The organism is Aciduricibacillus chroicocephali, assembly GCF_030762805.1.
Lineage (GTDB): Bacteria > Bacillota > Bacilli > Bacillales > Amphibacillaceae > Aciduricibacillus > Aciduricibacillus chroicocephali.
In genome coordinates this window covers 1,418,707-1,439,461 of the sequence record NZ_CP129113.1, presented here as the reverse complement: position 1 = coordinate 1,439,461, position 20,755 = coordinate 1,418,707, and the positions used below count along the sequence as shown (strand labels likewise).

The 20,755-nt window shown below is 45.0% G+C and carries 24 protein-coding genes; 18 read left to right on the top strand and 6 right to left on the bottom strand.

Translation table 11 applies throughout. The features are described from left to right. Positions 1–14 precede the first annotated feature (14 nt). The 3 genes from QR721_RS07530 to QR721_RS07520 all read left to right on the top strand — a co-directional run bounded on the left by QR721_RS07530 (position 15) and on the right by QR721_RS07520 (position 2,848). Positions 15–1,271 (top strand): dihydrolipoamide acetyltransferase family protein, encoded by a 1,257-nt coding sequence (locus tag QR721_RS07530; RefSeq protein ID WP_348025575.1) that lies wholly within the window; start codon positions 15–17, stop codon positions 1,269–1,271. A 74-nt stretch (positions 1,272–1,345) separates the two neighbouring features. After that, a complete protein-coding gene (locus tag QR721_RS07525) occupies positions 1,346–1,777 on the top strand; it encodes a BrxA/BrxB family bacilliredoxin (RefSeq protein WP_348025574.1) in 432 nt (143 codons plus the stop codon). 81 nt (positions 1,778–1,858) lie between these two features. Further along, on the top strand, positions 1,859–2,848 hold the full coding sequence (locus QR721_RS07520) for an aromatic acid exporter family protein (protein ID WP_348025573.1): 990 nt from the start codon (positions 1,859–1,861) through the stop codon (positions 2,846–2,848). Positions 2,849–2,864: 16 nt separating this feature from the next. Here the strand turns inward: QR721_RS07520 and QR721_RS13905 are convergent, their stop codons facing one another. Further along, positions 2,865–2,978 (bottom strand): DUF4044 domain-containing protein, encoded by a 114-nt coding sequence (locus QR721_RS13905; RefSeq protein WP_431189493.1) that lies wholly within the window; start codon positions 2,976–2,978, stop codon positions 2,865–2,867. A gap of 84 nt (positions 2,979–3,062) precedes the next feature. Here QR721_RS13905 and QR721_RS07515 point away from each other — a divergent pair, with 84 nt between their 5' ends. Next, a complete protein-coding gene (locus tag QR721_RS07515; protein WP_348025572.1) occupies positions 3,063–4,190 on the top strand; it encodes a M20/M25/M40 family metallo-hydrolase in 1,128 nt (375 codons plus the stop codon). A gap of 82 nt (positions 4,191–4,272) precedes the next feature. Then, complete coding sequence (locus QR721_RS07510) at positions 4,273–5,523, top strand: DNA polymerase IV (RefSeq protein ID WP_348025571.1); 1,251 nt, start codon at positions 4,273–4,275, stop codon at positions 5,521–5,523. A 34-nt stretch (positions 5,524–5,557) separates the two neighbouring features. Here QR721_RS07510 and rnz read toward each other — a convergent pair whose 3' ends face one another. Both rnz and QR721_RS07500 read right to left on the bottom strand, forming a co-directional pair. Continuing rightward, the gene (gene rnz, locus QR721_RS07505) at positions 5,558–6,487 is read right to left on the bottom strand and encodes a ribonuclease Z (RefSeq protein ID WP_348025570.1); all 930 of its coding nucleotides are present in this window, start codon (positions 6,485–6,487) and stop codon (positions 5,558–5,560) included. A 27-nt stretch (positions 6,488–6,514) separates the two neighbouring features. Then, entirely contained in the window at positions 6,515–7,246 is a 732-nt protein-coding gene (locus QR721_RS07500) for a glycerophosphodiester phosphodiesterase (RefSeq protein WP_348025569.1), read from the bottom strand. Positions 7,247–7,339: 93 nt separating this feature from the next. Here QR721_RS07500 and QR721_RS07495 point away from each other — a divergent pair, with 93 nt between their 5' ends. Further along, on the top strand, positions 7,340–8,134 hold the full coding sequence (locus QR721_RS07495; RefSeq protein WP_348025568.1) for an SDR family NAD(P)-dependent oxidoreductase: 795 nt from the start codon (positions 7,340–7,342) through the stop codon (positions 8,132–8,134). A 7-nt stretch (positions 8,135–8,141) separates the two neighbouring features. Here QR721_RS07495 and QR721_RS07490 read toward each other — a convergent pair whose 3' ends face one another. The 3 genes from QR721_RS07490 to QR721_RS07480 form a co-directional block, all read right to left on the bottom strand. After that, positions 8,142–8,507: a YolD-like family protein gene (locus tag QR721_RS07490; RefSeq protein WP_348025567.1), complete on the bottom strand. Its 366-nt coding sequence runs from the start codon at positions 8,505–8,507 to the stop codon at positions 8,142–8,144. An 18-nt stretch (positions 8,508–8,525) separates the two neighbouring features. Next, complete coding sequence (locus QR721_RS07485) at positions 8,526–9,758, bottom strand: DNA polymerase IV (protein ID WP_348025566.1); 1,233 nt, start codon at positions 9,756–9,758, stop codon at positions 8,526–8,528. Positions 9,759–9,898: 140 nt separating this feature from the next. Beyond that, positions 9,899–10,813 (bottom strand): aldo/keto reductase, encoded by a 915-nt coding sequence (locus tag QR721_RS07480; protein WP_348025565.1) that lies wholly within the window; start codon positions 10,811–10,813, stop codon positions 9,899–9,901. A 123-nt stretch (positions 10,814–10,936) separates the two neighbouring features. On the opposite strand from QR721_RS07480, the gene QR721_RS07475 reads away from it, so the two are divergent. The 12 genes from QR721_RS07475 (at position 10,937) to spoIIAB (ending at position 20,751) form a co-directional block, all read left to right on the top strand. Next, the gene (locus QR721_RS07475) at positions 10,937–11,497 is read left to right on the top strand and encodes an NUDIX domain-containing protein (RefSeq protein ID WP_348025564.1); all 561 of its coding nucleotides are present in this window, start codon (positions 10,937–10,939) and stop codon (positions 11,495–11,497) included. Beyond that, positions 11,490–12,656: an endonuclease Q family protein gene (locus QR721_RS07470; RefSeq protein WP_348025563.1), complete on the top strand. Its 1,167-nt coding sequence runs from the start codon at positions 11,490–11,492 to the stop codon at positions 12,654–12,656. The genes QR721_RS07475 and QR721_RS07470 overlap by 8 nt, the downstream gene beginning before the upstream one ends. A gap of 88 nt (positions 12,657–12,744) precedes the next feature. After that, positions 12,745–13,380 carry a stage II sporulation protein M gene (gene spoIIM, locus QR721_RS07465; protein WP_348025562.1) on the top strand — a complete coding sequence of 212 codons (636 nt, stop codon included), beginning with the start codon at positions 12,745–12,747 and terminating at the stop codon, positions 13,378–13,380. A 110-nt stretch (positions 13,381–13,490) separates the two neighbouring features. Further along, entirely contained in the window at positions 13,491–13,946 is a 456-nt protein-coding gene (gene fur / locus QR721_RS07460) for a ferric iron uptake transcriptional regulator (protein WP_348025561.1), read from the top strand. A 142-nt stretch (positions 13,947–14,088) separates the two neighbouring features. Further along, entirely contained in the window at positions 14,089–14,295 is a 207-nt protein-coding gene (locus QR721_RS07455) for a DUF4227 family protein (protein ID WP_348025560.1), read from the top strand. A 1-nt stretch (position 14,296) separates the two neighbouring features. Then, positions 14,297–15,190 carry a site-specific tyrosine recombinase XerD gene (gene xerD, locus QR721_RS07450; protein WP_348025559.1) on the top strand — a complete coding sequence of 298 codons (894 nt, stop codon included), beginning with the start codon at positions 14,297–14,299 and terminating at the stop codon, positions 15,188–15,190. A gap of 47 nt (positions 15,191–15,237) precedes the next feature. Next, entirely contained in the window at positions 15,238–16,428 is a 1,191-nt protein-coding gene (gene deoB / locus QR721_RS07445) for a phosphopentomutase (protein ID WP_348025558.1), read from the top strand. A gap of 14 nt (positions 16,429–16,442) precedes the next feature. Further along, positions 16,443–17,264 carry a purine-nucleoside phosphorylase gene (locus QR721_RS07440; RefSeq protein WP_348025557.1) on the top strand — a complete coding sequence of 274 codons (822 nt, stop codon included), beginning with the start codon at positions 16,443–16,445 and terminating at the stop codon, positions 17,262–17,264. A 10-nt stretch (positions 17,265–17,274) separates the two neighbouring features. Continuing rightward, positions 17,275–18,576, top strand: a complete 1,302-nt coding sequence (locus QR721_RS07435) for a pyrimidine-nucleoside phosphorylase (protein WP_348029808.1) — start codon at positions 17,275–17,277, stop codon at positions 18,574–18,576. Between the two features lie 110 nt (positions 18,577–18,686). Next, positions 18,687–19,853: a D-alanyl-D-alanine carboxypeptidase family protein gene (locus tag QR721_RS07430; RefSeq protein ID WP_348025556.1), complete on the top strand. Its 1,167-nt coding sequence runs from the start codon at positions 18,687–18,689 to the stop codon at positions 19,851–19,853. A 107-nt stretch (positions 19,854–19,960) separates the two neighbouring features. Then, entirely contained in the window at positions 19,961–20,314 is a 354-nt protein-coding gene (spoIIAA, locus tag QR721_RS07425; protein ID WP_348025555.1) for an anti-sigma F factor antagonist, read from the top strand. Beyond that, on the top strand, positions 20,311–20,751 hold the full coding sequence (gene spoIIAB, locus QR721_RS07420; protein ID WP_348025554.1) for an anti-sigma F factor: 441 nt from the start codon (positions 20,311–20,313) through the stop codon (positions 20,749–20,751). The genes spoIIAA and spoIIAB overlap by 4 nt, the downstream gene beginning before the upstream one ends. Positions 20,752–20,755: the final 4 nt, after the last annotated feature.

Here is a 20,755-nt window from a genome sequence, read left to right as displayed (position 1 = left end):
AGGAGGGTATACAGATGCCGAATGAAAAAATACTTATGCCGAAGCTCGGAGAAAGTGTGACCGAGGGAACGATTAATAGCTGGCTCGTTTCAGTTGGAGACACGGTTGTCCAGTACGATCCGATTGCAGAGGTGGCGACTGACAAGGTAAATGCTGAAGTTCCTTCCTCCTTTACAGGTAAGATTGTTGAAATCATCGCTGCAGAAGGCGATACAGTTGCAGTGGGCGATCTCATGTGCATTATTGAGACAGCCGAATCCGAGATTGAATCAGAAATGCCTTCCATTGAATCAGTCGAAAAGACTGATCAGGAAAAGGTAACGGACACAAGCATGAAAAAGCGCTATTCGCCGGCTGTTTTACGTCTGGCACAAGAGCATAATATCAATCTTGAAGCAGTTGATGGAACAGGCCTTGGCGGCCGGGTCACACGTAAAGACGTAGAGAAAGCAATTTCTGAACCGCAAGCAGTTAAGACAGAGGTCGGGAATACGGAGGAAAGTAAAACTGCGTCACTTCAAAACCCAGTTTCTCAATCGAAAGCAGAACCGACTTATGCTTCAGCAGGTCCACGTGATATCGAGATTCCAGTAAAAGGTGTACGTAAAGTGATTGCGGATCATATGGTCCAATCTCAACAGGAAATTCCGCATGCCTGGATGATGGTTGAAGCAGATGTCACGAACCTCGTGAACTATAGAAATAAAATCAAGAAAAAGTTCAAGGATCAAGAAGGTTATAACTTGACTTTCTTCGCTTTCTTCGTCAAAGCAGTAGCTCAAGCTTTGAAGGAATTCCCTTCATTGAACAGCACGTGGGGAGGAAACCGGATTATTCAGCATCGTGACATCAACCTTTCATTTGCTGTTGCAAAAGATGATGAACTGTTTGTCCCGGTTATAAAAAATGCTGATGATTTGAGCATTAAAGGAATTGCCAAGGAAATTCATGAGCTTGCTGGCAGGGCTCGTGACGGGAAACTGACAACGAAGGATATTGAAGGCGGCACATTTACCGTTAACAATACGGGTTCCTTCGGTTCAATCCAATCGATGGGTATTATCAATCATCCGCAGGCTGCTATTCTGCAAGTCGAGTCAATCGTGAAGCGCCCTGTCATTATCAATGATATGTTCGCTGCCCGGGACATGGTCAATCTGTGTCTGTCCCTTGATCACCGCATCTTGGACGGTCTTATTTGTGGCAAGTTCATGGCTCGAGTCAAAGAAATTCTCGAAAACATTTCCGAAGAAACAGCACAAGTATTCTAAGCGAATTGCTTCCATTGTCCAGCTGCCATCGGCTATACTTGAACTGAAGCGATATATGATGGGAGCTGGAGTGGATGGACTTTAAATTTTACATGACTGATGCTGTAGAGCGCGCACGCCATGATATGAAAAGTGCAGGGTACCAGGAACTGGTGACACCTGAAGAGGTCGACGGGGCTTTTCGCCGGGATGGCATTACACTTTGCATGATTAATTCTGTTTGCGGTTGTGCTGGCGGCACAGCACGTCCTGCGGCGACAAGTGCAATCCATTACGATTGCCGTCCAGACCATCTCGTTACGGTTTTCGCCGGACAGGATAAAGAGGCGACTGCTCGTGCACGTGAATATTTTGGTGACAATCCTCCTTCATCACCTTCTTTTGCTCTATTGAAGGACGGCGAATGCGTCGGCATGCTGCATCGTCAGGATATTGAAGGTTTTACAGCAATAGATGTAATCAACAAGCTACAGCGCTTGTTTGATGCACATTGTGAAGAAATTTGACCTTTTGGCTCAGCCGTTTACGGCCGGGCCTTTTTCAGACTGAAATATGGAATTAAAAGTTTCCTCAAGGGGAGAACTATATTGAAAATCGGTTATCGGACAATCAAGACAGCGATTGGAACACCCATTGCAATCTGGATTACGCAGACACTTGGCGTAGCCAACTTTGTTTCGGCTGGCATTTTAACAATTTTATGCATTCAGCCGTCACGGAAATTGTCCGTACTTAGTGCCTGGGACCGTTTCTTTGCCTGTGTTCTTGCCATTTTGTTCTCCTATGTTTTCTTCAAGTTGTTCGGCTACAGTCCAATCGTCATTGGATTCATGCTTATGGCATTCATTCCTGTTCTCGTCTATTTCAATATTACGCAAGGTATTGGGACGAGTGTCGTCATCATATTGAATATATACGGACAGAAAATGATCACGCTCCCTTTTCTCACCGACCAGTTTATTATTATTGTTGTCGGTGTCGGTGTTGGTCTTTTGATGAATTTATATATGCCAAACCTTGAACGCAAGATGCGGACACTGCAAGTAAAACTGGAAAATAATTTCCGGCTTATCCTGCATGAGATTGCTACTTTGATAGAGGACCCGGATCACGAATGGGACAGGAAGGAACTAGAGGAAGTTAACCGCATCTTAAGAAGAGCGGGCAATTTGGTCGGAATCGACAAGGAGAATCATTTGCTGAGAGACGAGCATCCTTATGCGGATTACTTTTCTATGAGGGGAAGACAGTTCGTTCTGCTTCAAACAATGATTCCGCTCGTTGAAACATTGCCGCGTCATGATGAGATTTCGGTTCAAATCGCTGATTTTTTTGAAAGATTGTCTACCGCTGTACATCCAGGAAACACAGCGGATAAATTTCTAGAAGAGCTGAAAGATTTAAAGAGGCAGTTCCGCAGGGAGGATTTGCCTGCTAATCAGGAAGAATTCGAAACACGCTCGAACCTCTTCCAGCTGCTCCATGAGATTGAAGATTATCTTATTATTAAGAGCAAGTTTAAAAAGAGTGATATTAAGGCGAAACAATCTAAAAAGAGACAGACCGGGCCTGCCTAGGCCTGGTCTGTCCGTATTATAAAATAAGGGCAAGTCCTGTTGAGAATGTCATGATAAGCATTGCGAATATCATAATATACACGACAAGCTTGACGCGTTTATTCTTTTTGGATGTCTTTTGGCCTGACAAATGGATCCCTCCTTAGCGGGTCTGTATTAACATCATTTTAACGCTACTTCTCATAGAGGACAAGTAGCAAAGGAGGAAAACACCATGCCAGTAAATGAGGATAGAGTTGTTCAGGAGTTCATGGAACTTGTTAAAATCGATTCCGAAACAAAATATGAAACAGAGATTGCCAAAGTATTGAAGGAGAAGTTCAAGAGCTTTGGTATAGAAGTGATTGAAGATGACAGCGCCAAAGTTACCGGCCATGGAGCAGGCAATCTAATCTGTACATTGAAAGGTAATACTCCGGATGCGGATACAATCTATTTTACCTCTCATATGGATACAGTTGTCCCGGGTAAAGGCATTCAGCCTCGTCTTCAGGATGGTTGGATCACTTCTGACGGGACAACAATTCTTGGAGCGGATGATAAAGCGGGTCTCGCTGCTATCTTTGAAGCACTCCGTGTCTTGAAAGAAGATGATATCAAGCATGGTGATATTCAGTTCATCATCACAGCTGGAGAAGAATCTGGACTTGTCGGTGCTAAAGAACTTGATGCTTCTCTGATCAAAGCTAAATACGGCTATGCTCTTGATAGTGATGGAGAAATCGGTGATTTGATTGTAGCCGCTCCTACTCAAGCCAAAATTCATGCTGTTATCAAAGGGAAGACAGCTCATGCAGGACTTGCACCTGAAAAAGGAGTTTCCGCGATTACTGTGGCTTCTAAAGCAATTGCTAAAATGCCACTTGGTCGTATTGATGAGGAGACAACTGCAAATATTGGCAGCTTTGCAGGCGGTCAGCAGACTAATATCGTCTGTGACTACGTTGAGGTCCTTGCAGAGGCACGTTCACTTTCTGATGATAAGATGCATGCTCAGGTTAAGAAAATGAAAGAAGCATTTGAAACAGCGGCTGAAGAAAATGGTGCGGTAGCCGAGGTTGAAACAAAGGTTATGTACCCAGGCTTTAAACTGACTGAAGAAGACGAAGTTGTGCGCATTGCCAAAAAAGCTTCAAAAAAAATTGGCAAAAATAGCCGTCTGTTGAAAAGCGGCGGAGGTAGTGATGCAAACGTCATTTCCGGACTTGGTATTCCAACGGTGAATCTTGCAATCGGTTATGAAGAGATTCATACAACGAACGAGCGGATTAAGCCGGAGCACCTCAGCGATGCAGCAAGGCTTGTCATTGCAATTATTGAAACAACAGCGACGGAGAAATGATTTTCACATAAAGGGTATGCGTTCTATCGCATATCCTTTTGTGTATCTTTGCATTTGAACTCTCCGAGAAAGGAGTGGCTCGATGCCCATTCATATGTATCCGAAAAACGGCCGTGTCATCCTTCATGTTGATATGAACTGTTTTTATGCGTCTGTAGAGATGGCCTATAATCCTAAGCTGAAAGGAAAGCCACTGGCGATTGCAGGCAATCCTGAACAGCGTAAAGGCATTATCGTAACGAGCAGCTATGAAGCCCGTGCCAAAGGTGTCAAAACGACGATGGCTGTTTGGCAGGCACGCAGACTTTGCCCTGAACTGATCCTTCTGCCACCGAATTTTGATAGATATCGTGCTGCCTCCAAAGAAATCTTTCGTCTAATGAGTGAAATTACTCCGCTTGTGGAGCCGGTTTCGATTGATGAAGGTTATCTTGATATTACGAGTTGTGCCAGTCTTGGAACCCCACTTGAAATTGCGGTTCGCTTGCAAGAAGAAATTCTGAAAAGGCTCGATCTTCCATGCAGTATAGGAATCGCACCGAATAAATTTTTGGCAAAAACAGCTTCTGATATGAAAAAGCCGATGGGCATTACAGTTTTGCGGAAGCGAGAACTTCCTAATATTCTCTGGCCCCAAGCTGTAGGTGAAATGCACGGTGTTGGTGACAAGACAGCGGAGAAATTGAAGCAAATTGGCATTCATACGATTGGAGACTTGGCAAATGCTGACCTTTTTGCCCTTAAGAGCTTACTCGGTGTAAACGGAGAAAGATTGAGGAAACGTGCCAATGGAGAGGATAGCCGTCCCGTTGATCCGGAAGCAGTCAATGAATTCAAAAGTATTGGTTCATCTAGGACGCTTCCTCATGATACAGTCGATGAAGATGAAATCTCTCTTTTGCTCCGTTCTCTTTCTGAAAATGTAGAGCGCCGGCTGAAGCGGAAGCAGGCAGCAGGATTCGGGATTCAGCTTATGATCCGTTATCATGATTGGAAGATGGTAACGAGGAGCCGGACTCTTGCGCACCATGTAAATCAAGCAGACGACATTTATCAAATTGCTTCTGATCTGTTCCGAACACATTGGAATGGGGAAGCTGTACGACTTCTTGGAATTACAGTCCAGGATGCAATGGATAAAAATCAGATTGGTGAGCAGCTTGATCTTTTCACTTATGAAAAAGCGGCTGAAAGAGAAACCCTGCATAAAGCAGTTGAACAATTAAAGGAGAAATACGGGGCCAATCTGTTTGTGAAACCGCTGGTGCACAAGAATGATGCGGAGCAGTTGACAAGTTTTCAGAAAGACTTCCTAGATGATTACAAAAGATAAGGAGTGCCTGCAAAAAACATGCTGGCACTCCTTATTATTTTTTCATTGGCAGATCAAACACGGAGAAATCATGGGCGAGCTCAGTATTCGGAAAAATGGCTCGTGCTTCCCCAAGCAGACGCATTTCATCCTCTTCCTGATAACGGGAAGAGATATGAGTAATGATAAGTTGTCCGACTTGGCCAGCTTCTGCAAGCCTTGCTGCCTCTTCAGTTGTTGAATGGAAATAATCATGAGCGAGCTCAGGTTTCGCCGCTTCAAAGGTCGCTTCATGGACTAGTGTATCTGAATTAAGTATGAATTCAGCATGGCGCGCTGTGTTTCTTGTGTCACCAAGGATGGAGACGATGCGTCCGCGTTTGGCAGGCCCGAGATAGTCATCTCTATACACAATTCTTCCATCTTCCAAAACGACTGTGTCATTCATCTTTATTTCTTTGTATAAAGGTCCAGGTTGGATTCCGTCCGCTCTCAGTTTGTCGACGAGCAATTCGCCTTTACGCTCCGGCTCTTCAATCCGGAATCCAAAGCACGGGATGCCATGTTCAAGCTTTTTAATGCTCACTTTGAAACCTTTTTCCTCCAGGATCAATCCTTCTTCTGTGAATTCATGGATTTCAAGCGGGTAGGAGAGATGTGTCCTGCTTGTATGGAGGCTTGTTTCAATGAATTGCCGGATTCCTTCGGGGCCGTAAATATCCAGTTTTGAATCTCCGCCTTGAAAGGAGCGGCTGCCGAGCAGTCCGGGCAGACCAAATATATGATCACCGTGCATATGGGTAATAAAAATTTTTGATATTTTGCGAGGCCGTATCGGCGTGTGCAAGATTTGGTGCTGGGTTGCTTCGCCACAGTCGAAAAGCCATACGCTGTTCAGCTCCTGTGGCATGGAAAGGGCGATTGCTGTCACGTTTCTTTCCTTTGACGGCATGCCGGCTCCTGTTCCGAGAAATATTAGTTCCACTCTTCTAGTCTCCTGCCTTTGCTGTATCTATTTTATATATGTTCCGAGACAGCGGACAGCTGTGCCGGGTTTATCGGTGATTACATCACAGTGATGGTTAAAAGCTTGCAGCATCATCGCTTCCGTATTGACAGTAAAGACACGGACAGCAATTTTTTCTTTATGGCATGCTGATATAAGTGCGGGTTTCATCAATGTATGTTTTATATGGACTGCGTGTACTTGCAACTCTTTTGCCAAGGCATATACATCGAGTGCTTTCCTGGAAGCGAGCATGGCGATTTCCGTCTTTTCCCGATAGCGGCCAAGCCGCTTGACACTATCAAGGTTGAAAGTGGAAAATATAATGCGATCAAGCATGCCAGCAGCACTTACATATTCATAGGCGATTTCCTCGAGATGAGGATAGTCGATTTTATTATTTTTCAATTCCAGGTTCAGTTTAAGCGGTTTTGGCTTTGCCCACTGAAGAAAGGTCGCTAAATCGAGAATGCCTGTGCCTGAATACGCAGCAGAGAACTTTGCGCCGGCATCGAGCATCTGCAGTTCAGCCAGTGTGAAATCTTGCACATATCCTCTGCCGTTCGTCGTTCGATTCACTGTTTCATCATGAATGAGCACCGGAATGCCATCTTTCGTCAGATGCAAATCTGTCTCGATTGCGTCAGCACCCATTTCCCAGGCGAGTTGGAATGCCGGCAGCGTATTCTCCGGGGCAAAATTGCTTGCTCCGCGATGTGCAATGATGCTCGGTCTCATGAATATCACCTCGTTATTTATTCTGTTGGAAATGATCGCAAAAGTCAATTTGAAAGGGGAGAGAGAAAGCCTTTAGAGCTTTCTTGAAAACAGATGAACAAATCGATTACAGGAAAGAAAATTATTATTACGGGTGCTTCAGGCGGTTTGGGTGCACAGTTTGCAATGGAGATTGCAAAAGCTGGCGGCATTCCAATTTTGATTGCGAGATCTTTGGACAAGCTTGAGGCTGTCCGCCGGCAAATTGCCGAAACGACTGGCATTGAAGCATTCGTCTATTCGGCAGACTTGCTGGATGAAGCAGCGCTTTCCGGAACATTTGAAACGATTCTTGAAAAGCATGAGCGAATTGATGCTCTTATTAATAACGCTGGGGTCGGAAAGTTCGATGCTGTTCTTGATATGGATTGGTCTGATCTTGACCGTATGTTCCGCCTCAACGTCTTTGCGATGATACGGACAATTCAATATATGCTGCCCCATTTTCGTAAGAACAGCAGCGGACATATTGTCAATATCATTTCACAAGCCGGAAAGATCGCTACACCAAAATCTGCTGGTTATTGTGCTTCCAAGCATGCGATGATCGGCTATTCCAATGTACTGCGCCAGGAAGCAAGGGAAATGGGTGTCCAGGTGACAACCGTGAATGTAGGACCCGTGCGTACAGACTTTTTTGATAAAGCCGACCCAGAAGGAAGTTATGCGAAAAGCGTTGAGCGCTATATGCTGAACCCGGCTGATGTAGCCGTCAAGGTCGCCGGTCTGCTATTCACAAGCAGAAGGGAGCTCAATATGCCGTGGTGGATGGAATTCGGAAGCAAGATGTACCAGCTCATCCCGGGCTTGATGGAGAAAGTGTTGAAGAGCCAATTTAATAAGAAATAGAAAACATCTACAAGTGTTCTGGCAGTAAATCAATTTCTGCACCGATGATGTCAGAAAGAGGAATGGATTCCTTTTGGTTGTCCGCACCTTGCAGGCGCAGCTTCCCTGCAAGTCTGTCAATCTGCTTGACGTTGCCGCTAAGAGAGAAATTTCCTTCAGGACTGTACAGATGCAGTCTAATTGGGACATCTGTTTCATACGCCAGGCGGATTTGAATGTCAATCAGCAGCTGTTCCTGTTCATCGAGTTCTAGTTTTCTTACATGTTTCCTCTGTTTATGGAGTGAATTGAGTGCTGCCCGATGTTCCGGCAGCATCATCCGGCTTGACTCCCAAATTAGATTATGGCCGTGTGATAATTTGTTTGGCCGCATGGATATGCCCCCTTCCAATTATTTATAATGACCTCCGATTTTTGCGGCTCGCTCATGCACTTGTCCGGCAGCAGCAAGGGAAGAGGCACGGAACATCGCCGTCGGTCCGTATTTGTCACGTACTGCGTCCATCGCCTCGTTAAGCCTCTCTTTTTGTAGCGTCGGTTCAAACAAGTTCAGTTGGATTGTCGCCGCATCAGACAGCTGGGAAAGAGAGATTCCAGCACTGCGGATCGGTAAACCATCCCAATGTTTTTCAAAGAGAGGGAGGATAGCGCGATACAGGTCAAGACCGGAGCTCGTCGCTGATAGCATGCGGATTTGTCGATGAAAGCCAGACCGTCCATGATATTCTGTGCCTCCGATTGTGAGTGAGGCAGTTTGCCCGATATAACCTTGTCGGCGTGCGCGGCGGGCGACTTCTTCGCTCAATTCGAGCAGAATGACGCGGATTTCTTCGGCTGTTTCGTAATCGCGGGGCAAAGTCATCCGATGCCCAATCGCTTTTTGATGTTGCTCGTGAGTATCCGGACTTACTGGAGACAAGTCAATACCATTGGCGAATCTCCAAAGCACCTCGCCATTGATGCCCCAGCGTTTCCTGAGGCGATCAACAGGAAATTCAGCGAGTTGTCCAATCGTTCGAATGCCAATCCGGTTTAAATGCTGTTTCATTCTGCTTCCGACGCCAAACAGTTTGCTGACGGGAAGCGGCCACATTTTCTCCCGGAAATTATCATCGCTAAGCCTGGCAATGCCGCTTTTATTCTTTTTCGCAAAAGCATCACATGCCATCTTTGCGAGCACTTTATTTGGGGCAATCCCGACACGGGCAAAAATGCCGGTTTGTTCAAGAATCTCCTGTTGCATCTGACGGGCGATGAGAGCAGGATCTCCGAACAATCCGGTGCTGCCGGTCACATCAATAAACTGTTCATCGATGGAAAATACTTCGACTTTATCACTATACCGTTCAAGGATTGATGTAATCAGGCAGGAAACATCGATATAAAGCTGCATGCGAGGACGGACAATGACGGCTTCCGGACATTTGCGCCGCGCCTGCCAGAGCGGTTCAGTCGTCTCAATACCGTATTTCTTGGCAAGCGGGCATGCTGCGAGAATGATGCCGCTCCGTTTTTCCGGGTCTCCTGAAACGATTACCGGTTTGTTCGCCCACTCAGGGTGACTCGCTTTTTCAACTGAAGCATAGAAGGACTGCATATCTGCCATCAAAATCGTTTGTTTCATATCTGTTTCCCTCCTTCCTATAAAGGAACATTTGTTCTATACCCTATATTAGCTCATTTCATCGTTAAAATACATGGGAATAATTGTGGGACAAAAGGAAAACCGCTCCAGTGCAGTTGCTCTGGAGCGGCGGTCTCGCCTTAACGATGCTGTTCATAGCGCAGCGGTTTTGTAATTTTTTGAAGTTCAGCGAGCTGGGTCTTTCCTAAAGGAGCAGAGGGAAGGGCACTTGTATTCTGTTCAAGCTGTTCGATTGAACTTGCGCCAAATACGGCAGTAGCGACAGCCGGATGGCTTAGAACATAGGAAAAAGAAAAGCTGTTCATCGGCTGTTGTGCTAGCTCTGCAATAGAAGGGAGAATGCTATCAAGCTCCTCCGGCATATAGCCGAGGTAGCCATTGGTACCTTTTCTTGCCAGCTGGTGTTTCCAATCATTGCTGAGCAGACCTCCCGCAAGCGGGCCTCGAGCTAGAACACTAATGTTTTTCTCCTGCAGCAAGTCAAGAATCTCTTCTTCAGGCCGGCGGTCAAGCATACTGTATTGCATCATAACACCATCTATAGTGCTTCGCTTTACGTATTCACGAATGACATTTGGGCGGATGGAAGAAATTCCATAAGAACGGATCAGACCTTCTTTTTTTAGTGTTTCAAAAGCATCAATCGACTCATCAAGCGGGTCGTCAATTGTTCCGCCATGCAGCATATAGAAGTCAAGATAGTCAGTCTGAAGCCGCTTCAAGCTCGCTTTCAGTCCCGTAATGATATGTTCATGTGAAGGGTTCCACCTGTATGAACCGTCCCCTTTGCTGAAATCATTGCCGACCTTTGAAGTGAGGACTACCTGTTGTCGCTTGTTTTTGATTGCTTTTCCGAGAATCTCTTCGTTTTTTCCAAAATCATATAAATCAGCTGTGTCGAAGTGGTTGATTCCTCTATCAAGCGCTGCATCAATAATGCGGAAAGCCTGTTTTGCATCTGTCCCTAGAGACATGCAGCCGAGAGAAAGTTCTGATGTGAAAATCCCGGATTTACCAAGTTCGTTTTTCTTCAATCGTTTCGCCTCCATGAAAAGTGGATACAATCATTGTAGAAAGAAGAGGTGCGGGAATTCAACAGATTTACATTGTGAAAATCAATCCTTATACTAAAAACAAAGATGCGGGAGGACAAATAAATGAAGAAATTTGAAGAAAAAACATTGAACACAAAGGAAATCTACAATGGCAAAATCATCCGTCTGCAAGTAGATGAGGTTGAACTGCCTGATGGCAAAATTTCTAAACGCGAAATCGTCAAACATCAAGGCGCGGTCGCTATTATTCCGGTTACAGATGAAGGAAAGATTATCATGGTGGAGCAATTCCGGAAGCCGCTTGAAAAATCCATTATCGAAATCCCGGCCGGAAAACTTGAAGCGGGAGAATCTCCGGATGTGACGGCGATCAGAGAGCTTGAAGAAGAGACAGGATACACGACAAAGCGGGAGAATCTCGTTTTCGTAGATTCATTCTATACTTCTCCCGGGTTCGCAGACGAAATTATGTACATTTATTTTACAGATAAGCTTGAAAAACTTGAGGAGCCGGTTGAAGTAGATGATGATGAATTTCTTGAACTGGTCGAAATGAACCTTGAAGAAGCATTTGAGGCAATGAAAGAACAGCGCATTCACGATGCCAAGACGAATTACGCGATGATGTACTTGAAAGCATCAGGGCGGCTTTCAAATGCTTAAGAACTATTTTGCCGATTTGCACATTCATATTGGAAGAGATATGTACGGCAAGCCGGTGAAAATAACTGGAGCAAAATCGCTAACTCTTACAAATGTGCTCAAGGAAGCGAGCCGCCGCAAAGGGATTGAGCTGATCGGTGTAATCGATTGTCATGCACCTGCAGTTCAGGAGGAAATTAAGCAGCTTATGGAATCAGGAGAGGCACAAGAACTGGCTGATGGCGGTATCAGATTTGAAAATGTAACGCTTATTCCCGGAGCGGAGATCGAAGTGTATGATGAATATGCAAAAGGACCGATTCATGTGCTCTGCTTCTTCCCGTCGTTGGAGCGTATAGGCCAATTTTCCGAATGGCTTGTAGGGAAGATGAAAAATATTACACTCAGTTCCCAGCGGTATTATGGAACGGGCAAGGAACTTCAGTATAAGACAAAGGAATTGTCAGGACTGTTTCTAATTGCGCACGCATTCACGCCATTCAAAAGTCTTTACGGCAAAGGTGTTGCACAATCACTTGAAGAGGTATTTGATCCCGATCTTGTTGACGGTGTGGAGCTCGGCCTCAGTTCAGACACAACGATGGCCGATGCGATTGAGGAGCTGCAGAGTTATACATTCGTGACGAACTCAGATGCCCATTCATTGGCGAAAATCGGCCGAGAATACCAGAGTATCCTTATGAAAGAGCCATCCTTCAAGGAGTTGGAGCTGGCTCTCCATGAAGTGGAAGGGCGCCATGTATCGGAGAACTACGGCATGAATCCGCTTCTCGGGAAATATTATAGGACAGTGTGTGCAGACTGCTTCACAGAAGCTCCTCCAGGGACGGCAGTTTGCCCATCCTGTGGTTCGAAAAAAATTGTTAAAGGCGTGCGTGACCGGATTGAAGAGCTGGCAACAGAGCATCCAAGAGTGCGCAAACGTCCACCATACAAGCATCAAGTGCCGCTTGAATATTTGCCGAAGCTTGGTCCGAAAACTTTCGAAAAGCTGCTCAGTCGTTTTGGGACAGAGATGGAAGTTATTCATCGTGCTTCACTGGAAGGTCTGAAAGAGACTGTCCCAGACCCGCTTGCGGAAGCAATCATTCGCAATCGCCGCGGTGAAGCGGATGTTCAAGCCGGAGGCGGAGGCAAATACGGAAAAATCAATCCATAGAGAAAAAAGATAGAGTTCATGTCATGTTTCAAAGAACCCCTTCATAGAGTTGATAGTATCCATTATCAAACAATTGCGGGGGTTTCTCATGAATACAAAAACACGCATTGCCGGACATTTGAAAGAGCATGCCACAATCTATATTTTCATGGTTATCCTGTTCCTGACAGGAATTGTCTTTGGTGCCATAATCGTCAACAGTATGAATTTTGTACAGAAGCAGGACTTGTATTTTTATCTTGAACGTTTCTTTGGACATATCGCGAACGGCGAGCAGCTGGAACACGGTCGCATATTAAAGAGCAGTTTTCTTTATCATGTAAAGTATCTGCTAATTATGTTCGTTCTTGGTTTATCTGTTGTTGGTTTGCCGCTAGTATGGATTTTCTTGTTCCTTAAAGGTCTGATGATCGGTTTCTCCGTAGGGTTTATCGTCAATCAGTTAGGAATGAAAGGACTTATGCTTGCATCTCTTGCAATTGCACCGCAAAATCTGATCATCATCCCGATTTATGTAGCGGCATGCAGTCTGTCGATGGTCTTCTCGCTCGCATTGCTGGGCCGATTGTTCGGACGTCAGACAACACAGCCTATAGCGGAGCCGTTTCTGCGCTACGTTTCAATCTATGTCATTTTGATTTGTCTTGGTTTTGGGGCCGCTTTAATGGAAACATTCATCTCAAATGAAGCGATGCAAGCGATTATCCGAGCTTTTTACAAATAATAATAAATATAAATAGATAATGAATATCAAGTACTTATGATAATCATTTATATTTTGACACGATTAGCGGCAAAGCCTATAATTGAAAGGAGGAAAGAGGAGGGAATGTCATGGAAAACCGCATCGAGGGAATTAAGAAACAGCTGCGCTCACAAGGCTACAAGCTGACACCCCAACGGCAGGCGACTGTCAGTGTGCTTCTGGAAGAGGAAGAGAGCCATCTCAGTGCGGAGGACATATTCCTACTTGTGAAAGAGAGGGCCCCGGAGATTGGACTGGCGACAGTCTATCGAACACTGGAACTGCTCTCAGAACTAAAAATCGTTGATAAAATCAATTTTGGAGACGGCGTAGCGAGATATGATTTGCGCAAGGAAGGATCGCGCCATTTCCGACATCATCTCGTATGTATGGAATGTGGTTCCGTTGAAGAGATTGCTGATGATCTGTTAGGTGATGTAGAGAAGATAGTTGAGAATGACTGGGGCTTCCAGGTGAAGGACCATAGGCTGACATTCCATGGCGTATGCAAGCAATGTCAGGAAGCGGTCGTTAAAATAGACTGAGATTCGGTATGCCTTTTTTCATCAGGAAGGAAGGCTTTTTTGCTTTATTAAGAGAAGTTTAAATGAAGAAATGCACATAAAACAGAGCGGCAAAAGCATATCCTCGTGTATGAAGTTTCACCGAAAAGGGGATATGCTGATTATGAAGCCGCTTCTGTCAGATGCAATAAAAGTGTTTATCCTGTTCGCTGTATGTACATGCCTTTTCTATTTCGGGTTGAAGGTCATGCATGCTGAACAGGAGCAGAATCGACGCTACGATATGCCGGAAGGACCGGCGGTTAAAGTGTTCAATGAAGAGAAAACGGTTCTTGAAAGGCTCAATTTGTTTTTCAGGGTAGGGGAATGAAATGTTGAAAGATGCAGTGGAAGATTTTTTTCATTATTTACTAATTGAACGCGGCCTCTCGGATAACACAATCATTTCATATCGCCGCGATTTGGATAAATACAAAACATACATAGAAAAAGTTGCTGTAAAGGAAAAATGGGAGCTTGTTGGGCGCCATGACCTGCTCGGTTTTCTCCGCGTGCAGAAGGATGAAGGCAAATCTTCCGCCACGATTGCACGAATGCTATCTTCAATCAGGCTTTTCCACCAGTTTCTCGTACGGGAACGCATTGTAGAACAAGATGCGAGTCTTCACATCGAAACACCGAGAAAAGACCGTAAACTTCCGGGAGTGCTCTCAGTCGGCGAAATTGAACAGCTGCTTGAAATCTCCGGAGACGCACCACTCGATTACAGAAATAAAGCGATGTTTGAATTGATGTATGCGACCGGGCTTCGGGTGAGTGAGCTCATTACCCTTAAAATGGATGATCTCCATCTGCAGCTCGGTTTTCTGCAATGCTTCGGTAAAGGATCCAAGGAGCGGATTGTACCGCTTGGTACGGTGGCGGCGCATGCGGTTGAAACTTATCTAAGTTATGGCCGCCCTGCATTGGTGAAAAAGCAGCCGAATGAAACAGCTGTCTTTGTGAATAGAAATGGACGGTCGCTCACAAGGCAAGGATTCTGGAAAGTGTTAAAGGCACAAAGTGTTGAAGCGAATATCAAAAATCCGCTAACTCCACACACATTGAGGCATTCTTTTGCGACCCACCTGCTTGAGAATGGAGCCGACCTCCGTTCTGTGCAGGAAATGCTCGGTCACACAGATATTTCTACTACACAAATTTACACCCATGTAACGAAAAAGCGACTCCGTGAAGTATACGAAACATACCACCCGCGTGCATAGCAAATGTTCGTTAAGGGAATAAATCGTGCATGAGAGGAGAGGGAAAAATGAATCGATTCAAAAGGATTTTTTTCGTTGTATTGGATTCGGTCGGTATCGGTGAGGCACCGGACGCTGGACGGTACGGTGATTTAGGAGCAGATACGCTCGGACATATTGCTGAAAAGATGAATGGACTGAATCTGCCGAATCTTAAAACACTCGGACTGGGAAATATTCGCAAGCAGGCAATTAAGGGTGTGGATTCGGTTGCAAGTCCTCTTGCACACCATGCCAAAATGCAGGAAGCATCGGCTGGAAAAGATACAATGACAGGTCATTGGGAATTGATGGGGCTGCAAATTGATACACCATTTCAGACATTCCCTGAAGGTTTTCCAGCTGAACTGCTGAATGAACTGGAAGATCGCACAGGCCGAGGTATTCTAGGTAACAAGCCGGCTTCCGGAACAGAAATCATCGAAGAACTCGGTAAAGAGCATATGGAAACAGGAAAAATTATCGTTTATACATCTGCGGATTCTGTCCTTCAGATTGCCGCCCATGAGGAAGTTATTCCGCTTGAAGAGCTTTACAGAATTTGTGAGATTGCGCGTGAACTTACACTTGATGAGCGATTCATGGTCGGGAGAGTCATCGCCCGTCCGTTCATAGGCAAGCCTGGAGAATTTACAAGAACATCAAATCGCCACGATTATGCATTAAAGCCATTTGGAAAAACGGTCATGAACAGCCTTAAGGACAAGGGGCTCGACGTCATTGCCCTCGGCAAGATTAAAGATATCTACGATGGCGAAGGGGTAACAGAGGCATTGCGAACAGTCAGCAATGAAGATGGCATGGACAAGCTTGCTGATACGATGAAGAGGGAATTTAAGGGTCTTGCTTTCTTGAACCTTGTTGATTTCGATGCACTTTATGGACATAGACGCGATCCCGAAGGCTATGGTAAAGCACTGGAGGACTTTGACAGAAGACTTCCCGAGTTCCTCGATCTGTTGCGTCAAGACGATTTGCTTATCATAACGGCGGATCATGGCAATGATCCAATCCATCATGGAACAGATCATACAAGGGAGTATGTCCCGCTTCTCGCTTATCACAAAGAGATTGTGGAAGGGAAACATCTTGGAACGAGGAAGACTTTCGCAGACGCAGGAGCAACAGTCGCGGACAATTTTGAGGTAGATGCTCCGAAACACGGAGAAAGTTTCCTCTCCGACATTTTGCCGAACTGATGGAGGGATTTCGAATGGACCAAAAGATCTTGGAAGCAGCTGAGTTTATCCGCACCAGAATTACGGACAAGCCGGAGATGGGGCTCGTTCTTGGTTCCGGACTCGGCCGTTATGCTGAAAAAATAAAAAATCCTCAAATTGTTCGATATGAGGAAATTCCGCATTTTCCTGTCTCTACAGTTGAGGGGCATGCAGGGCAATTTGTCAGCGGGGAATTGAATGGGAAGCGAGTACTTGCAATGCAGGGCCGCTTCCATTTCTATGAAGGTTACGAAATGGAGCAGGTCGTCTTTCCAATCCGGGTCATGAAGGCGCTCGGTGCAACCTCCCTGTTACTGACGAATGCTGCTGGAGGTATCAATGAGTCGCTCAAGCCAGGAGATTTAATGCTGATCACGGATCATTATAACAATTTGGGAACGAATCCTCTGGTCGGTCCGAATGATCCGGAACTCGGGGAACGCTTCCCTGATATGTCAGCCGTATATGATAGAGATTACATACAATGTGCGCGGAATGCTTCTCAAGAGCTGGGCATCGACCTTAAAGAAGGTGTATATGCCTCCAACATTGGACCGGTTTACGAAACACCTGCTGAAGTCCGTGCATTACGTGTGCTTGGAGCGGATGCAGTTGGGATGTCGACTGTCCCTGAAGCTATCGCAGCACGACATATGAGCATGCGCATCATCGGTCTGTCCTGCATTACGAATATGGCAGCAGGCATTCTGGATGAACCGCTTTCACATGAAGAAGTTATTGTGACCGCAGCTGCTGCGGAACAGCGATTCACAAGTCTCGTTGACAAAATAATCGCAACAATGGATGTGAATTGAGGTGAAAGCCATGCGTATGTACGATATCATTTCCAAAAAGAGAGACGGCCAGATGCTGACTGAGGAAGAGATCCGTTACTTCGTCAAAGGTTATGTAGCGCAGGAAATTCCCGATTATCAGGCAAGTGCTCTTATGATGGCAATCTATTTGCGTGGAATGGACAGCAGAGAATGTGCCGATTTAACAAAGGCAATGGCGGAATCCGGTGATATGATTGACTTGTCTTCCATTAATGGAATAAAAGTAGACAAACATTCAACGGGAGGCGTCGGGGATACGACAACAATCATACTTGCTCCACTAGTTGCCTCGATTGGTGTTCCGATTGCTAAAATGAGTGGCCGTGGTCTTGGACATACAGGCGGAACGATTGACAAACTGGAGTCTATTCCTGGATTTACCCCAGAAATACAAAACGAACAATTCATCAGGCTGGTCAATGAGAATAAAATCGCGGTCGTCGGACAGACAGGCAATCTGGCACCTGCAGATAAATTGCTTTACAGTTTGCGTGATGTGACAGCAACTGTCGACTCCATCCCGCTCATTGCCAGTTCCATAATGAGCAAGAAAATTGCTGCTGGAGCGGAAGCCATCGTTCTTGACGTGAAAACGGGAAGCGGTGCATTCATGAAAGAACTTCAAGACGCTGAAGTGCTTGCCCAGACAATGGTGGAAATCGGAAAACATATGGGCAGGCAAGTATCCGCTATTATTTCAGATATGAACGAGCCGCTCGGAAAGGCTATAGGCAATTCACTTGAAATTAGGGAAGCCTTGGAGGTACTTCGCGGAGACGGTTCAAAAGACCTGACAGAACTCTGCCTTGAGCTAGGCAGCCATATGGCTCTTTTGGGCGGAGTTGCGAAGACAAAGGAAGAAGCATGGAGACAGCTCGAAGCTTCAATTAGCAGCGGCCAAGCTCTTGAAACATTCCGTACATTTATAGAAAGCCAAAACGGTGATGGCAGAATTATCGATAAGCCTGACAGACTTCCACAAGCTAGCCACATTATTGAATTGCCATCCCCATATTCAGGCTTTATAAGTAGCATGCATGCAGAGAAAATTGGACATGCAGCAATGAAACTTGGGGCTGGAAGAGAAACAAAAGAGTCGGTCATCGATCTTGCGGCAGGAATCATGCTTCATAAGAAGACAGGAGATTATGTGAAAAGTGGAGAAGCTCTTCTCACAATTCATACGAACTTGCCTGAGTATGGACAGGTTAACGATCAGCTGCTCGATGCAATTGTTATTTCAAACGAAAAACCAATTTCAAGGCCGCTTATTTATAAAACGATCCACTGAGAAGCAATTTTTTTTAAAGGTGTACATCATTTTTGATGTATGCCTTTTTTGTTATAAAAAGAGATTATTTTGGCAACACTGTTCCTATATTGAATGGTGGAGGTCGTTTTATGAAAAAGTGGATAGCGTCAGTCATCACAGCCTTTATGTTGAGCGTCACGATGACGCCTGTGATTCAAGCAGCTGAAAAGGAAGACAAGGGCCTTGCGACAGGGGCAAAGTCTGCAATTTTGATTGAAAAGGATACAGGCACACTCATTTATGATAAGAATGCACATGAAAAATTGCCGCCAGCAAGCATGACCAAGTTAATGACTATGTTGCTAATTATGGAAGAAATGGACAAAGGTAACTTAAAGAAAAGCGACATGGTATCGGTAAGTGAAAAAGCAGCATCAATGGGCGGCTCTCAAATATTCCTGGAAGCTGGAGAAGAAATGTCAGCAAATGACATGCTGAAAGGAATTGCCATGGCGTCCGGAAACGATGCATCTGTTGCAATGGCTGAACACATCTCAGGCAGTGAAGATGCTTTTGTCGAGAGAATGAATGAAAAACTGAAGGAACTAAAACTAAAAAACAGTTCATTCAAAAATACAACGGGCCTGCCTGCAGAAGGTCATTACAGTACTGCCTATGATATGGCGATGATTGCTAAGGAATTATTGAAATATGAGGACATTACAAAGTATACATCCGTGTATGAAGACTATTTGCGTAAAGGTCAGAAAAATGAATTTTGGCTTGTCAACACAAACAAGCTTGTAAAGTTCTATAAAGGTGTCGATGGCCTGAAAACCGGCTTTACAAGTGAAGCGAAATATTGCCTGACTGCAACAGCAGAGAAGAATGGGATGCGTGTCATCTCTGTTGTTATGGGAGCAAAAACGACAAAGGATAGAAATTCAATGGTAACGGAGTTACTGAACCATGGGTTTGGACAGTATGAAACGAATAAACTATTTAACCGTGGCGATAAAATTACTGAACTGAAAATGTTTAAATCCGACAAAGGAAAAGCTGATGTCGTCGTTTCTCAGTCTGTCAGTACGCTGCATAAGAAAAACGGTAAGAAAGAGAAGTTTAAAGTCGAGAAAAAATTGAAAGAAAATCTTGATCTTCCATTGAAAAAGGGCGATAAGGTAGGAACCCTTATCATCAAGTCTGGCGATAAGACTGTATCAACTGCCGATCTTGTTATGAAGGAAGACTTGGAACCTGCTTCTTACTTCCAATTGCTGAAACGTACATTGCAGAAGGTCGCGAAAATTGACTGAATGACAGATTAATTTGCCTCATTGCTTCTAGTTTTGTCGAGTTGCAGGAATATAGCAGCAACAGGCAGAAACCTATTATCACAACAGTTGTGATAGGAGGACAAAAGATGTCATTGCAAGCAGATTTTGAAGTGAGAGAGAATGTTCTCGTCGTTCGCCTTAGTGGTGAATTGGATCATCATGAGGCCGAGAAGCTGCGGGATCAGTGGAGAGACATGATTTACGAAAATCCCGTCAAACATGTGCTACTCAACTTGGAAGCTGTGTCATTCATGGACAGTTCGGGCCTTGGTGTTGTCCTAGGTAGATATAAAGAAGTACTTCAGCTCGGTGGAGAGATGGTTGTCTGTTCAGTCACGCCTCCAGTACAGCGTTTATTCGAGATGTCAGGTTTGTATAAAATTGTCCGGCATGCAGAGTGTGAGGATACTGCGCTTTCAGTACTGGGGGTGGCTTCATGAAAAATGCAATGAAAGTCCAATTTTCAAGCATTAGTGCTAATGAATCGTTCGCACGTGTTACAGTCGCATCGTTTATTGCTCAACTTGACCCGACAGTTGATGAAATGACTGAAATCAAAACTGTTGTTTCAGAAGCCGTGACGAATGCAATTATTCACGGCTATAACAATGATCCGGACAAATTTGTCTATATGGAGTGCGCCATCGATCATGGAGAGATCACACTTGTAATTCGTGATGAAGGAATTGGAATAGGCGATATTGAAGAGGCACGCCAGCCGCTTTACACGTCTAAGCCAGAACTTGAAAGGTCTGGAATGGGCTTTACGATCATTGAGAATTTTATGGATCATGTTGAGGTCACCTCAAAAGCCGGAGAAGGCACAGAAATTAGAATGAAAAAACAGCTGACCACCAGCAGAACGGTCTGCAACTAGGTAG

What these genes read in the sequence shown, in the direction of transcription:
- QR721_RS07530 (WP_348025575.1), top strand. Translation starts at nt 15, where the DNA reads ATGCCGAATGAAAAAATACTTATGCCGAAGCTCGGAGAAAGTGTGACC.
- QR721_RS07525 (WP_348025574.1), top strand. Translation starts at nt 1,346, where the DNA reads ATGGACTTTAAATTTTACATGACTGATGCTGTAGAGCGCGCACGCCAT.
- QR721_RS07515 (WP_348025572.1), top strand. Translation starts at nt 3,063, where the DNA reads ATGCCAGTAAATGAGGATAGAGTTGTTCAGGAGTTCATGGAACTTGTT.
- QR721_RS07510 (WP_348025571.1), top strand. Translation starts at nt 4,273, where the DNA reads ATGCCCATTCATATGTATCCGAAAAACGGCCGTGTCATCCTTCATGTT.
- QR721_RS07500 (WP_348025569.1), bottom strand. Translation starts at nt 7,246, where the DNA reads ATGAGACCGAGCATCATTGCACATCGCGGAGCAAGCAATTTTGCCCCG.
- QR721_RS07495 (WP_348025568.1), top strand. Translation starts at nt 7,340, where the DNA reads ATGAACAAATCGATTACAGGAAAGAAAATTATTATTACGGGTGCTTCA.
- QR721_RS07490 (WP_348025567.1), bottom strand. Translation starts at nt 8,507, where the DNA reads ATGCGGCCAAACAAATTATCACACGGCCATAATCTAATTTGGGAGTCA.
- QR721_RS07485 (WP_348025566.1), bottom strand. Translation starts at nt 9,758, where the DNA reads ATGAAACAAACGATTTTGATGGCAGATATGCAGTCCTTCTATGCTTCA.
- QR721_RS07475 (WP_348025564.1), top strand. Translation starts at nt 10,937, where the DNA reads ATGAAGAAATTTGAAGAAAAAACATTGAACACAAAGGAAATCTACAAT.
- QR721_RS07470 (WP_348025563.1), top strand. Translation starts at nt 11,490, where the DNA reads ATGCTTAAGAACTATTTTGCCGATTTGCACATTCATATTGGAAGAGAT.
- spoIIM (WP_348025562.1), top strand. Translation starts at nt 12,745, where the DNA reads ATGAATACAAAAACACGCATTGCCGGACATTTGAAAGAGCATGCCACA.
- fur (WP_348025561.1), top strand. Translation starts at nt 13,491, where the DNA reads ATGGAAAACCGCATCGAGGGAATTAAGAAACAGCTGCGCTCACAAGGC.
- QR721_RS07455 (WP_348025560.1), top strand. Translation starts at nt 14,089, where the DNA reads ATGAAGCCGCTTCTGTCAGATGCAATAAAAGTGTTTATCCTGTTCGCT.
- xerD (WP_348025559.1), top strand. Translation starts at nt 14,297, where the DNA reads ATGTTGAAAGATGCAGTGGAAGATTTTTTTCATTATTTACTAATTGAA.
- deoB (WP_348025558.1), top strand. Translation starts at nt 15,238, where the DNA reads ATGAATCGATTCAAAAGGATTTTTTTCGTTGTATTGGATTCGGTCGGT.
- QR721_RS07440 (WP_348025557.1), top strand. Translation starts at nt 16,443, where the DNA reads ATGGACCAAAAGATCTTGGAAGCAGCTGAGTTTATCCGCACCAGAATT.
- QR721_RS07435 (WP_348029808.1), top strand. Translation starts at nt 17,275, where the DNA reads ATGCGTATGTACGATATCATTTCCAAAAAGAGAGACGGCCAGATGCTG.
- QR721_RS07430 (WP_348025556.1), top strand. Translation starts at nt 18,687, where the DNA reads ATGAAAAAGTGGATAGCGTCAGTCATCACAGCCTTTATGTTGAGCGTC.
- spoIIAA (WP_348025555.1), top strand. Translation starts at nt 19,961, where the DNA reads ATGTCATTGCAAGCAGATTTTGAAGTGAGAGAGAATGTTCTCGTCGTT.
- spoIIAB (WP_348025554.1), top strand. Translation starts at nt 20,311, where the DNA reads ATGAAAAATGCAATGAAAGTCCAATTTTCAAGCATTAGTGCTAATGAA.